This window comes from Halopseudomonas maritima (assembly GCF_021545785.1).
Taxonomy (GTDB): domain Bacteria; phylum Pseudomonadota; class Gammaproteobacteria; order Pseudomonadales; family Pseudomonadaceae; genus Halopseudomonas; species Halopseudomonas maritima.
On sequence record NZ_CP079801.1, the window covers coordinates 448,673 to 461,954 of the forward strand.

A 13,282-nucleotide genomic window follows, 5' to 3' on the forward strand; every position below is an offset into this window, starting at 1 on the left:
GACAATGACAAGCCAGCAGACGCCGCTCTCCCTCGCCCTCTCCAAACGTAAATCCGAAGAACGCGCCACCCCGATCACGGCCTTTCGCATGGCCCGCAGCTGGTGGCTGGAAGGGCGCCGTCTGAACTTGTCGCAATTGGCCGAGGAGCTGGGCATTGGCCGCGCCACCCTGATGCGCTGGGTAGGCAACAAGGACCTGCTGATGGGCGAAATTCTCTGGTCGCTGTACAAGCGCATCTATGACGACGCCATCGCCCGCGCCGAGCAGACTCCCGGCCTCAAGGGCATCGACTTTCTGACTCAGATCTATGAAGACATCAACGTCGCATTGATCAGCGCACGGCCCATGTACGATTTTCTGCAGGCCGAGCCGCAGTGGGGCCTACAACTACTGACCGCACGCAGCTCCGGTCTGCAAGAGCGCCTGATCGGCACTTGGGAAAAGATGTTTGAAGACGCCATTGCCGCCGGACAGATCAAACCGGAGATGGACCCGCAGAGCCTGGCGCTGTACATCGTGCGCATCGGTGAGAGCGCGATCTACTGCGACCTGATCTGCGGCCGCAAGCCCGAGCCAGGCCCCGCCACCACCGCCTTCCGCTTGCTGGTCAACGGGCATCAGAACTGAGCTGCGCTGCGGACAGGGTGATGGCCTTGGTGGAGAACGTCACCGCATCACCCACCACAGCCCCGCTCGTAGGGCGGAGAACGCCGCAGGCTTCTCCGCACGTTGGCAAATGAGGCCACGGAGAACGCTGCGCGATTCTCCATGCTACGACGCCTGGCGCAACGGCCAATCAATGATAAAGGCCGCGCCGCCCAGGTCACGGGAGCTTTCCACCCGCGCGTAGCCGCGATGCCAATAGGCGATCCGCCGCACGATCGACAACCCCAGCCCGTAGCCGCCACTGGCACGCGTGCGGCTGTCGTCCAGACGCAGGAACGGCGTGAAAATCCGCTCGCGATAGGCCTCGGGAACGCCCGGGCCGTCATCTTCGACAATCAGCCGGCAACGCCCGTTGACCACCCGCGTGCTGATGCGCACCTGGCTAGCGGCATGACGCGCTGCGTTGCTGACTAGGTTGGTCAGCGCCCGGTGCAGGTAACGGGGTTCAGCATCAACCGCATGCGCCCGACCGTTGGAACGATCGACATGGCTGATGCGCACCCTGCTGGTCAGCGGCTCAAGTTCCAGCATTACCTGATCTACCGTCGCCAGCACATCCACCGCCTGCAGGGCCAGCGCTGGCGCCCCCTGCTCCAGACGGGCGTAGGTCAGAATCTCGTCAACCAACTTGTCCAGCTCGGTCAGGTCGCCATCCATACTGTCCATATAGCGACGCTTGGCATCACCGCTATCGGCGGTTTCAACCATCTCCAGACCAAAGCGCAGCCGCGCGACCGGTGTGCGCAACTCATGTGATACCGCGCGGATCATCTCCTGCTGGATTTGCATCACCCTCTGCAGGTGCTCGGCCATATCGTTGAAGGCACGCGCCAGGCTACCTACCGAATCCGTACCTATCACCTCGGCGCGGGCATCGAGGTTGCCGCGTGCAATATGGGTCGCCGCCGACTCCAGGTTCATCAGCCGCTGTTCCAGCTGCCGCACCAGCAGGTAGATAAGCAGGCCACTGAGCGACAACGCCAGCAAGCCGGTCATCAGCAACATCTCGGGCGGATACTCCTCCATCTGATAGACCGGCCCGAGGCTGAGCACCCAGTTGGTATCGGGGATTTTCATGTACATCATCATTGAGTTGCCGTCCGGGCCCAGACTGAGCACGGTGTCAAACTCGTCCAGCCGGCGACGCTGATCCACATCCAGGTCGGTTTCATTCAGGCGGGTCAGATTCAGCGGAAAGCCGAAGCCCTTGTCGCGACGCAGGCGCTGCAGCCAGCTGGGCATATCCGCCTCCGGATGGCGCACCAGCTCGTCGGCAATCAAGAACAAGGTGGCCCGACCCAGCTGCTCGGAGATACGCTCGATGTCGGCGGTCAAAACCTGCTGGCGGCTCAGGTCTACCAGGCTATATACCCGCACCTCTGACGGCCCGTAGCTGCGCACCAGCACGCGCCCCTGGATCAGCCGAGCCCAGCTGGCAGACTCCAGCGCCAGGGCATCCAGCGAATGCAACTCCAGTGGCACACCAATCAGCCGCATCCATACCGTCATGGCCTTCTGCCGCTCGGCATCGTCCATCGGCTCAAGGTTATCGGCCATCAGGCGGAAGGTGCCGGTAGCCACCCGCTCACGAAAGTCTTCGGCGCGCACATCGTTGATCATGCGAATGCTGACCAGCGCCAGGCAGGAGACGGCGATCAGCACCAGCAGCATGCCGCCATAGATGCGCAGAAAAATCGAGTTCACGCCTGATCCGGGCCAGGCGCTACAAACAGATAGCCCTTGCTACGCACGGTTTTGATCAGGCGTGGCATGTCCGGGTCATCGCCAATCTTGGGACGGATGCGCGAGATACGCACATCAATGGAGCGATCCTGCCCGTCATATTCGATACCGCGCAGGGCGATAAATATCTCCTCACGGCTGAGAATGCGGCCAGCATGGCTGGCCAGCAGCCAGAGCAGATCAAACTCGGCGCCCGTCAGCTCGATCAGCTCGCCGCGTAGCCAGGCTTCGCGGCGGTCGTTGTCGACCACCAGCTCGCCAAAGGCCAAACGACTGGGCGCGGCGCTGCTGTCACTCTCGCCGCTGCGACGCAACAGGGCGCGGATACGTGCCAGCAATACCTGTGGGCGTACCGGCTTGTTAACGTAGTCGTCGGCGCCCAGCTCCAGACCGGAGATATGGTCATCGTCTTCGCTGCGTGCCGTCAGCATCAGTATCGGCCGCGAAAATCCGGCTTCGCGGACTCGCCGGCAAATCGACAGGCCGTCTTCACCGGGCAGCATCAGGTCCAGCACCACCAAGTCCGGCTGGCTGTCGAGAATACGTTGCACCGCCAACGCCCCGTCCGCCTCGATTGCGACTGACAGACCCTGGGCCTGCAGAAACTCGGCAATCAGGCCGGCCAGTTTCTGGTCGTCCTCCACAATCAGGATGTCACTGCTGTCTGTCTCCACCCCTGCTCCCCGGCTACTCGACTACTGCAAACAGCCGGCGATTGTAGCACCGGCCCAACGCTCGACGGCAATGCCAGGAAGAAACACTGATTTCCACTACAGGCGCAGCTGCCAATCCGGGTACAATATCGGCCGTCATTTCCGGCAAATCCAACGCGCTGGAGGCTTGACAAAATTCATTGCGCAGAACCCGTCACAGATTCAAAAAAAGCTGCCAAACGGTTGAAACTGCCCCTAGCCCGCAGCATTGCTGCCTTGCCGGCTGGCAGGCCATTCTGCCCCTCAAAAAAACCACTAAATAGTCACTTGCCTCTAGGCAAAACACACACTATCTTGTGTCGAACTCGATGCCAATCACCACATATTGATCAATTTATCGACACCGCCACGCACAAAAATTGATCAACCAGGCACCGCAAAAGAGCACTAGCGCCCCTCACCAGGCGCAAAACGAACAGTATCTTGTGTCCACGACCACAAAGGAGTTTGTCATGCAGGTCAACCCGACGCCCCCCTCTACCGCTTCCAGCAACCTGCATACCGAGCAGCAACAGGACGCCGACCTGCAGCTGAGCGCTCCCGGCCAGTTGCGCGTCATCAAGCGCAACGGCACGCTGGTGCCCTACACCGACGACAAGATCCGCATCGCCATGACCAAGGCCTTCCTGGCCGTAGAAGGCAGCCAGGCTGCGTCGTCCTCGCGCATTCGTCAAACCGTCGACGAACTGACCGATACCATCAGCGCCATTTTCAAGCGTCGCCTGCCCTCCGGCGGCACCCTGCACATCGAAGAAATCCAGGACCAGGTCGAACTGGCCCTGATGCGTTCCGGTGAGCAGAAGATTGCCCGCAGCTACGTGTTGTACCGTGAAGAGCACGCCCGTCAGCGCCAGGAGCGCCAGGCTACTGCGCCGGCCGACGCACACCCGAGCATCCGCGTAACCCTGCCCGATGGTAGCCGTCAGCCGCTGGACATGGGCCGCCTGCGCACCGTCATCAGCGAAGCCTGCGACGGCCTGGCCGAGGTTGATGCCAACCACATCGAACAGGAAACCCTGAAGAACCTGTACGACGGCGTGACCCAACTGGACGTCAACACCGCCATGGTGATGACCGCCCGCACCCTGGTTGAGCGCGAGCCCAACTACAGCCAGGTGACCGCTCGCCTGCTGCTGGACAACCTGCGCGCCGAAGCCCTGAGCCACCTGCAGGTTGCCGCCAGCGCAACCCACAGTGACATGGCCACCCTGTACGCCACCGCCCTGCCGGTCTACATCAAAACCGGTATCGAATACGAACTGCTCGACCCCAAACTGGGCGAGTTCGACCTGGAGCAACTGGGCGCCGCGCTGGACCACAACCGTGACCAGCAGTTTGGCTACCTGGGCCTGCAAACCCTGTACGACCGTTACTTCCTGCACCGCGACGGCACCCGCATCGAGCTGCCGCAGTTCTTCTTCATGCGCGTAGCCATGGGCCTGGCGATCGAAGAAACCGACCGCAACGCCCGCGCCATCGAGTTCTACAACCTGCTGTCCAGCTTTGACTACATGGCGTCCACCCCGACCCTGTTCAACGCCGGCACCCTGCGCCCGCAGCTGTCCTCCTGCTACCTGACCACAGTGCCTGACGACCTGTCCGGCATCTACAAGGCCATCCACGACAACGCCATGCTGTCCAAGTTTGCCGGCGGTCTGGGTAACGACTGGACGCCTGTTCGCGCCATGGGCGCCTACATCAAGGGCACCAACGGCAAGAGCCAGGGCGTTGTCCCCTTCCTGAAAGTGGTCAACGACACCGCGGTTGCGGTCAACCAGGGCGGCAAGCGCAAGGGCGCAGTCTGCGGCTACCTGGAAACCTGGCACCTGGACATCGAGGAGTTCCTCGAACTGCGCAAGAACACTGGTGACGACCGTCGCCGTACCCACGACATGAACACCGCCAACTGGATTCCTGACCTGTTCATGAAGCGGGTATTTGAAGACGGCAACTGGACCCTGTTCTCCCCGTCTGACGTACCGGACCTGCACGACCTGACCGGCAAAGCCTTTGAAGAGCGCTACGAGTACTACGAAGCGCTGATCGAGTACGGCAAGCTCAAGCTGCACAAGACCATCAAGGCCGCCGACCTGTGGCGCAAGATGCTCAGCATGCTGTTTGAAACCGGCCACCCCTGGCTGACCTTCAAGGACGCCTGCAACCTGCGCAGCCCGCAGCAGCACGCCGGTGTGGTTCACAGCTCCAACCTGTGCACCGAGATCACCCTGAACACCTCGGCCGATGAAATCGCCGTGTGTAACCTGGGCTCGGTCAACCTGCCGCAGCACATCGTCGACGGCAAGCTGGACACCGCCAAGCTGGAGCGCACCGTACGCACCGCTGTACGCATGCTCGATAACGTTATCGACATCAACTACTACAGCGTGCCGCAGGCGCAGAACTCCAACTTCAAGCACCGCCCGGTCGGTCTCGGCCTGATGGGCTTCCAGGATGCCCTGTACCTGCAGCACATCCCCTACGGCTCCGACGAGGCTGTGAGCTTCGCCGACCAGTCAATGGAAGCCATCAGCTACTACGCCATCCAGGCCTCCTGTGACCTGGCCGACGAGCGCGGCAGCTACTCCACCTTCGACGGCTCGCTGTGGTCGCAAGGCATCCTGCCCTACGACTCGCTGGACATCCTGGCCGAGCAACGTGGCGCCAAGTACATGGAAGTGGATCGCAGCACCACGCTGGATTGGGAGCCGGTACGTCAGCGCGTCAAAAGCGGTATCCGCAACTCCAACATCATGGCCATCGCACCGACCGCGACCATCGCCAACATCACCGGCGTATCGCAGTCCATCGAGCCGACGTACCAGAACCTGTACGTCAAATCGAACCTGTCGGGCGAGTTCACCGTGATCAACCCCTTCCTGGTCCGCGACCTCAAAGCACGCGGCCTGTGGGACTCGGTCATGGTCAACGACCTGAAGTACTACGACGGCTCCGTACAACAGATCGACCGTATCCCGGAAGACCTCAAGGCGCTGTACGCCACCGCCTTTGAAGTGGATACCAAGTGGATCGTTGAAGCCGCCAGCCGCCGCCAGAAGTGGATCGACCAGGCTCAGTCACTGAACCTGTACATCGCCGGCGCCAGCGGCAAGAAGCTGGACGTGACCTACCGCATGGCGTGGTTCCGTGGCCTGAAAACCACCTACTACCTCCGTGCCCTGGCCGCCACCAGCACCGAGAAGTCCACCGTCAACACCGGCAAGCTGAACGCCGTTGCCAGCGGCGCCGACAGCGCCCCGGCCGCCGCACCCGCCGGCCCGGCACCCGTGCCGCAGGCCTGCTCGATCGACGATCCGGACTGTGAGGCCTGCCAATAAAAGCTGGCTGAAAGCTGGAGGCTAGAAGCTGGAAGCAGTTCGCGGCATCGCCCGTAGCTGCTTCCAGATCACCTTCAGCAACAGCGCTCAGACCGCAGAAAACACAGCGTCATTCCCGCGAAGGCGGGAATCCAGAAAAGCCCAATAGCCGCGCCGAGCAAGTCTCAAGCAGCACTCGCCGCCGCCATACAGAACAACCTCCAGCTTCAAGCCTCCAGCTTCAAGCTGTCGACCAAAGGGAGACCCCACCATGCTCAGCTGGGACGAATTCGATAGCGAAGACACCACCCCTGCCACCAAGCCTGCGCAGGCCAAGCCGGCCGCGCCGGTTGCCGACGATCCGGCGATGGAAAACGTCGCTGAAAGCTCGGTAGAAGATGCGCGCCAGGTCAGCGCCGATGACTCCGCCGCCATTGCTCGCGCCAAGGCCGCGCTGGACGAACTGGACATTCAGGAAGGCCTGGATGATCTGGAAGGCTCCGCTGCCCGCGTGCAGGTGGGCGACAAGCAGATGATCAATGCCCGCGCCGACCTTAACCAGCTCGTACCCTTCAAATACGAGTGGGCCTGGCAGAAATACCTCGACGGCTGCGCCAACCACTGGATGCCGCAAGAGGTCAACATGACCGCCGACATCGCCCTGTGGAAAAGCGCCGACGGCCTGACCGAAGACGAACGCCGCATCGTCAAGCGCAACCTGGGCTTCTTCTCCACCGCCGACAGCCTGGTTGCCAACAACCTGGTACTGGCCGTGTACCGCCTGATCACCAACCCCGAGTGCCGCCAGTACATCCTGCGTCAGGCCTTCGAAGAGGCGATCCACACCCACGCCTACCAGTACTGCATCGAGTCTCTGGGCATGGATGAAGGCGAGATCTTCAACATGTACCACGAGATCCCGAGCGTCGCGAAGAAAGCCTCCTGGGGTCTCAAGTACACCCGCTCGATCTCCGACCCGCAGTTCAACACCGGCACGCCTGAAACCGACCGCCAGTTCCTGCGCAACCTGATTGCCTACTACTGCGTACTGGAAGGCATCTTCTTCTACTGCGGCTTCACCCAGATCCTGTCCATGGGTCGCCGCAACAAGATGACCGGCACCGCCGAGCAGTTCCAGTACATCCTGCGTGACGAGTCCATGCACCTGAACTTCGGCATCGACGTGATCAACCAGATCAAGATCGAAAACCCGCACCTGTGGGATGCCGCCATGAAGGATGAAGCGACGCAGATGATCCTGCAGGGCACCCAGCTGGAAATCGAATACGCCCGCGACACCATGCCCCGCGGCGTACTCGGCATGAACGCGGCGATGATGGAGGACTACCTCAAGTTCATCGCCAACCGTCGCCTGACCCAGATCGGCCTGAAAGAGGAATACCCGGGTGCCACCAACCCCTTCCCCTGGATGAGCGAGATCATGGATCTGAAGAAAGAGAAAAACTTCTTCGAGACCCGCGTAATCGAGTATCAAACTGGCGGTGCGCTGACCTGGGATTGAAACCCGCCTCAGCGCAGCACTGATTGACGAACACAGGTGTGGTAGGCCAAGCGCGCAACGCGTCTTGGCCTCCCCCTGACGCTGCAGGCCTGACTTGGCAACAGCGCCGTACCACAACGCTCAGCCAGTATTCGTGCCACACGGCAACGGCGTATCGCACCGTCATCGAGAAACACCGGCTTAGCGGCACCTCCCCCGTCAATCAGTGATGCCTTGTACTCTCCGACTCTCGCCCCCCCCAGCCTTGGCAATCAGCCCCCCGTACGACGCCCCTCAACGATCAAGCTGTAGCGCAGCTGAAACACAAATCGCGCCACACGCGCCTTTGTTTCAACTCTGAGACACCTTCGCCGCAGGACATACACCTGCACCCCGCATGGGTTTGGCGGCCACTCCCACCTCCTCTGGCCCGCCTGGCTGTCTCTTCAAATTAACACCGCCACCGTCTCCCCTTGAGCAAAAACAAAGCAAGCCATTGATTTTAAATAATAAATTTTATTGGCACAGACTGTGCTCTGGTATCCATACAAAGAATGCGTATGGTGGATCAGGAGCACTGTCATGGACAGATCGGTATGGATCAGCACCACCGTTGGCCTACTCGCCATGGCGCAGGCGATGGCGTTTCAAGCCGCACAGGCTGCCGATGGCGATATCATCATCCAGCGTCAAGTTCAGTCACGCATAGCCACCCGCGCTCCCCTGCTCCCAGACCCCAACCCCGAGATAGTCAACCCTGGCACTGATGCACGTCGCATGGCCGCCGAAATGAGCGACGCCGACTTCGCCAATGTCGCCAGCGGCGCAGCACTACGCGGTCACTATGTCGAGAGCCAGATCACGCAAGGCTTGGTACCCAACCACTCTGGCAGCGTCCTGGCGGGTCCCCAATCGGGCACACAAACTGTCGGCGGCGGCGGCGGTGGTGGCGGCGCGGTGTCCGGGCCTGCCATCTCGGGGACCATCAATCAGAGCATCAAGCAGGGGCTTGGTCCACTTAACGCGATCGGGAGTAAGTGACCATGTGCTCCAGACCGATGCTCTGCTGTCTGTTGGTGCTCGCCAGCCCTGCACTATTGGCCGATCAGGTGCGCCAGGAAACACAGGCCACCATCACCGACAGCGCAGCGAATTACCTGGGCAACCTGAGTGTCAATCAGGCCGCCGGCACCGCTCACCAGCAAATTAATAGTCGCGCCATAGCAGCTGGCGACAGCAGCACTACCAATACCCGCATCACCCAAGTACGCGCCAGTCTGCCCGCATCGGCAACCGGCTCGGACGCGGTGGCGCGTATTCAAGGGGCTTCCTTCAGTAAAGGGAGTGGCATTCTGGGGCTCAACCAGAGTGCTGGAGCCGGTAACCAACACAGCAATGTGGTGGGTATATCGCTCAATAGCACACCGGACAGCCTGGATGACACCGTGCTTTCCCAAAGCGCGGCCCCTACATCAGTCTCCGGAGCAGTTGCACCGCCTAGCGGTGAGCGCATCGCCGATATTGACGATCGTGCGTTTGCCGACTCACGCGGCGTGGTGCAACTGAACCAGAGTGCCGGGGTTGGCAACAGCAGTGCCAACAACCTCAGCATCAGGGTCGCGGATTGACCCTGAAATATGCAAAAACGCTAAACACTCTTGTGTAAGGAGATTTACCATGAAAACCGAAATGATCCTGAAGCCTGTGGCCTTCGCCATTGCAGTGGCTCTTTCTGGAAGCGTTATGGCTGGGGGGGGCGGACACTCGGGCAGCTCGAGCAGCAGTGGTGCGTCGGCGACTGTCAATGATGTCCAAGACAACCAGTACAACGACGTAGACAACGAGTCGACCATCAACGGCGCCAGCGTTTCAGGCTCGCTGAACGGGTCGTCCGGCAATGTCGGCGCCAACGTCGCTGCCGGTGACAATAACCAGCAGGCCAATGCCGCTGCCATTGCAACCTCCGACGCCTTCTTCGTCTTCGGCGTGGGCGCAGGCCTTGAAGCCAGCGCGAGTGTCAATGTGAAGCAGTACAACGCCAACAACGAGGTCTCTAACGAGGGCACCCAGAACAGCGCAAGCCTGGTCAACTCCGGCAGAAACGTCAGCGGCAACACTGGTATCAACATCGCCGCCGGCACCTCCAACCAGCAGAAGAACGACCTGGCCATTGCCTCCTCGGAGACAGCTTTCACCGCCAGCGCGTCGGTTGATATGGAGCAATTCTCCAACAACAACTACACCGACAACGCTGTGGGCGATCTCTACGAGCTGGGCGAAGCAGATGAAGGGGCCTCCGGCCTGGGTGAGACCAGCGGACAAACCTTGTCGTTCTTCATCCCGCCGTGGGGTGGTGGTGGCAGCGACGACGATCCGCAAACTCCGGTGGTCAACAACGCCAGCATGTCCAACTCGCTCAACGGGGCATCCGGCAACGTAGGTGTGAACATTGCAGCTGGCTCCGGCAACCAACAGGCAAACAGCCTGGCCATTGCCCGCGGCTGCAGCGCTTGCGTACCTGACCTGTAAAGCACTGCCAAAAGGCATTGGGCCGGTCCAAGACCGGCCCAATTGCTTGGAGGAGATTTCCATGTCCCCTTGGCTCATCTGGTTTTCAGCCGTGCTCATGTCTGCCTCAGTGATAACCCAGGCTGCAGAGATCGGCATACCTGCCTTACCCAACGGGACGCTGATCTACAAGCCGGTTGTCAGCATGCAAGAACGGCGCTTCCAGAATCTGGTTGAGCAGCGTACCGACTTCAGCTGTGGTGCGGCCGCCTTGGGCACCATTCTCAACGCCGCCTACGGCTGGGACCTGGAAGAAGAAGACGTCATTCGGGGCATGCTGGTGAACGCGTCCCCTGACCTGGTTCGCACCCAGGGCTTTTCCATGCTGGACATGAAGCGCTACGCCGAAACACTCGGCCTGCGGGCACGCGGATATCGCATAAGCGCAGACAAACTGCCAGAGCTCAGAGTGCCCACCGTCGTCCTGCTTGATGTCCGCGGCTACAAGCACTTCGTAGTATTACAACGGGTTTTCGGTGGTTTCGCCTATGTTGGCGATCCTGCATTGGGTCACAAGAAACTGCCGCTGGAAGAGTTCGCCGCCGGCTGGAATGGCATTGTCTTTGCCCTGATTGGCCCAGGATACGACCGCAACAACGTGCTGCTTTCCCCCCCCGAACAACTGACCGCCAAGCACCGAATAGACAGTTTCAGCCCACTTGAGGATGCAGAACTAATGGAGTTCGGCTTCATTCAAAGCGATTTTTTCTAGCCATGAATGGGGAGGCTCCGGGAGATGAACATGAACGCTAAATACCGGTATGTCACCGCATTGATGCTAGTGTGCACTGCTGCACCCGCGGCCAGCCTGTTCAGCCCGGCGGAGGTGAGTGACACCGAGCTCGCCCAGCTCCGAGGTCGCTACGTCTTGCCCGACCGGATCATCAGTTTTGGCGTGGTCATGAACTCATCCTGGCAAGCCTCATCGGGCCAGGTCATCGGTGCTCAGGTTTCTCTGAACATCGCTCAGGGACAGTCCCAGCCCAACCTCAGCATCAGCATGATCGACCAAACCGGCTCGGCAGGAGGGCTGAGCACCGGCACCGGCCAGGTCATCGGCGGTGCGGGCCTGGATAGCGTTCAAGGCGTGGTACAAAGCGTGCGCACTGCCGGAGACTTCAACACGGGGCGCAACGATCTGAGCATTGACATCAGTTACGGCGCGGCGCCAGCAGGTACTGGTGTTGGCGGTTCCTTCAGCGGCCCTCAGTCCTTCAGCAACGGCGCCGGGAGCGTTCAGGTGGGCGCGGTGAATGGCGGGCTGCAGATCGCCCTACAGGCAGCCAATGGTCAAGGAACCAGTCTGCAGCAAATAGGGGGCGGCTCGATTGCGCAGCAGGCGAACATCGGCGGCACCCTGAATGAGGTACGCAACCTGGCCACCCTGAGCGTCGCGCTGCGCAGCCCGCTCAACAACCTCAACCTGGTCAGTTGCCTGGAGCAACTCAAAGGCCTGAAACAAAACGGTCTTTGAACTACGCTTACTAAAAAATAGAACAAAGAGGTTCGCCATGCGTCAGTTGCCCCCCGCTGTTCTGAGTTCGCTGGCTGCACTCATGCTGTTCCCAACAGCCACCCACGCACAGCAACAGCCAGCGGAGGTCAGAGACCTGCAGGCGGAACTGCAAATGCTGAAACAGCGCTACGAGGCACAGCAAAACGCCTTGATGATTCTGGAGCAACGCTTGCGCCAGATGGAAGCCAGAGGCAGCACTTCAGCCTCGCCGACGCAGCAGGTTGCTCGCGCCAGCGATCAGCCACAGGGCACTGGCAGCGGCTATGGCTCTGAACTCAAGGACAGCTCCCGCCCGCCGGACAGCGTACAGAACCTGTACTCCGAAGCCAGCGGCTTTTTTGGCGGCGGCAGATTCAGCATCGAGCCGGGCATCACCTATACCTACTATGATTCAAGGCAACTGTTTCTCAACGGTTTTCTGGCGCTGGACGCCATCTTCCTGGGCAATCTGGGGATTGACCAGATCAATTCCGACACCCTCACCTTCGACCTGACGGCGCGCTACAACTGGGGTGATCGCTGGCAGCTGGACGTCAATGCGCCCTGGATATACCGCCAAACCGACTACCAGTCGGCCGGCGCTGGCGGGGCGAGCAACCAGATCAGCGAGGCCACCGTTACCCGCGACCCGCGCCTGGGCGACATCAGCGCCGGGATTTCATACAAGTTTCTTGACGAGGCACCCGGCAGACCCGACGCCGTCGTGAGCCTGCGTGTAAAAGGCCCGACGGGCGAACACCCCTACGGCATCAAGGTTGATCCAGTGCCTGGCAACAACAACCTGAACATTCCCGAAAGCCTGCCAACCGGCAATGGCATCTGGTCGGTCACCCCCGGCATTGCACTGATCAAGACGCTGGACCCGGCCGTGGTCTTCGGCAACCTGTCGTACACCTATAACTTTGAAGAGGATTTCAACGACATCAGCGCCCAACGGGGCGCAAAGGTACCGGGCACGGTTGATCTTGGGGACTGGTTCCAGTTTGGCCTGGGCGTGGCCTTTGCCTTGAACGAAAAAGCGAGTCTGTCCATGTCGTTTTCAGAGCTGATCAGCCGAGAAACACGTATCCGTCCTCGCGGCCAATCGTGGCAAACCGTCTCGGGCAGCGATGCCAACGCGGCTTACTTCAACATTGGCATGACCTACGCGGCCAACCGCGATTTCACCATCGTCCCCAACCTGTCAATTGGCCTGACACCGGACGCACCCGACTTTTCCTTCAGCCTGAAGTTTCCCTATTACTTCTAGGCAGGCGCCGG

Annotated in this window: 11 protein-coding genes; 9 read left to right on the forward strand and 2 right to left on the reverse strand. The window is 60.6% G+C overall.

Annotated elements, in window-relative coordinates; all coding sequences use genetic code 11:
* Nucleotides 1-4: 4 nt before the first annotated feature.
* A complete protein-coding gene (locus tag HV822_RS02010) occupies nt 5-628 on the forward strand; it encodes a QsdR family transcriptional regulator (protein WP_238871999.1) in 624 nt (207 codons plus the stop codon).
* Between the two features lie 144 nt (nt 629-772).
* On the opposite strand, the gene HV822_RS02015 is transcribed toward HV822_RS02010, so the two are convergent.
* On the reverse strand, nt 773-2,371 hold the full coding sequence (locus tag HV822_RS02015) for an ATP-binding protein (RefSeq protein ID WP_238872000.1): 1,599 nt from the start codon (nt 2,369-2,371) through the stop codon (nt 773-775).
* Complete coding sequence (locus tag HV822_RS02020; RefSeq protein ID WP_238872001.1) at nt 2,368-3,084, reverse strand: response regulator transcription factor; 717 nt, start codon at nt 3,082-3,084, stop codon at nt 2,368-2,370. The genes HV822_RS02015 and HV822_RS02020 overlap by 4 nt, the downstream gene beginning before the upstream one ends.
* Nucleotides 3,085-3,575: 491 nt before the next feature.
* Here HV822_RS02020 and HV822_RS02025 point away from each other — a divergent pair, with 491 nt between their 5' ends.
* From HV822_RS02025 to HV822_RS02060, 8 genes are all read left to right on the forward strand, one after another.
* Nucleotides 3,576-6,458 carry a ribonucleoside-diphosphate reductase subunit alpha gene (locus HV822_RS02025; RefSeq protein ID WP_238873666.1) on the forward strand — a complete coding sequence of 961 codons (2,883 nt, stop codon included), beginning with the start codon at nt 3,576-3,578 and terminating at the stop codon, nt 6,456-6,458.
* Between the two features lie 250 nt (nt 6,459-6,708).
* The gene (locus HV822_RS02030; RefSeq protein WP_238872002.1) at nt 6,709-7,959 is read left to right on the forward strand and encodes a ribonucleotide-diphosphate reductase subunit beta; all 1,251 of its coding nucleotides are present in this window, start codon (nt 6,709-6,711) and stop codon (nt 7,957-7,959) included.
* Between the two features lie 561 nt (nt 7,960-8,520).
* The gene (locus HV822_RS02035; protein ID WP_238872003.1) at nt 8,521-8,979 is read left to right on the forward strand and encodes a hypothetical protein; all 459 of its coding nucleotides are present in this window, start codon (nt 8,521-8,523) and stop codon (nt 8,977-8,979) included.
* Nucleotides 8,980-8,981: 2 nt separating this feature from the next.
* Entirely contained in the window at nt 8,982-9,566 is a 585-nt protein-coding gene (locus HV822_RS02040) for an adhesin (protein WP_238872004.1), read from the forward strand.
* Between the two features lie 49 nt (nt 9,567-9,615).
* Nucleotides 9,616-10,467: a hypothetical protein gene (locus tag HV822_RS02045; protein ID WP_238872005.1), complete on the forward strand. Its 852-nt coding sequence runs from the start codon at nt 9,616-9,618 to the stop codon at nt 10,465-10,467.
* Nucleotides 10,468-10,528: 61 nt separating this feature from the next.
* Entirely contained in the window at nt 10,529-11,218 is a 690-nt protein-coding gene (locus tag HV822_RS02050; RefSeq protein ID WP_238872006.1) for a C39 family peptidase, read from the forward strand.
* Between the two features lie 30 nt (nt 11,219-11,248).
* Entirely contained in the window at nt 11,249-11,980 is a 732-nt protein-coding gene (locus tag HV822_RS02055; RefSeq protein WP_238872007.1) for a hypothetical protein, read from the forward strand.
* 82 nt (nt 11,981-12,062) lie between these two features.
* Nucleotides 12,063-13,271 carry a transporter gene (locus HV822_RS02060; protein WP_238873667.1) on the forward strand — a complete coding sequence of 403 codons (1,209 nt, stop codon included), beginning with the start codon at nt 12,063-12,065 and terminating at the stop codon, nt 13,269-13,271.
* Nucleotides 13,272-13,282 lie beyond the last annotated feature (11 nt).

What these genes read in the sequence shown, in the direction of transcription:
- HV822_RS02055 (WP_238872007.1), top strand. Translation starts at nt 11,249, where the DNA reads ATGAACGCTAAATACCGGTATGTCACCGCATTGATGCTAGTGTGCACT.
- HV822_RS02060 (WP_238873667.1), top strand. Translation starts at nt 12,063, where the DNA reads ATGCTGTTCCCAACAGCCACCCACGCACAGCAACAGCCAGCGGAGGTC.
- HV822_RS02040 (WP_238872004.1), top strand. Translation starts at nt 8,982, where the DNA reads ATGTGCTCCAGACCGATGCTCTGCTGTCTGTTGGTGCTCGCCAGCCCT.
- HV822_RS02050 (WP_238872006.1), top strand. Translation starts at nt 10,529, where the DNA reads ATGTCCCCTTGGCTCATCTGGTTTTCAGCCGTGCTCATGTCTGCCTCA.
- HV822_RS02025 (WP_238873666.1), top strand. Translation starts at nt 3,576, where the DNA reads ATGCAGGTCAACCCGACGCCCCCCTCTACCGCTTCCAGCAACCTGCAT.
- HV822_RS02010 (WP_238871999.1), top strand. Translation starts at nt 5, where the DNA reads ATGACAAGCCAGCAGACGCCGCTCTCCCTCGCCCTCTCCAAACGTAAA.
- HV822_RS02030 (WP_238872002.1), top strand. Translation starts at nt 6,709, where the DNA reads ATGCTCAGCTGGGACGAATTCGATAGCGAAGACACCACCCCTGCCACC.
- HV822_RS02035 (WP_238872003.1), top strand. Translation starts at nt 8,521, where the DNA reads ATGGACAGATCGGTATGGATCAGCACCACCGTTGGCCTACTCGCCATG.
- HV822_RS02045 (WP_238872005.1), top strand. Translation starts at nt 9,616, where the DNA reads ATGAAAACCGAAATGATCCTGAAGCCTGTGGCCTTCGCCATTGCAGTG.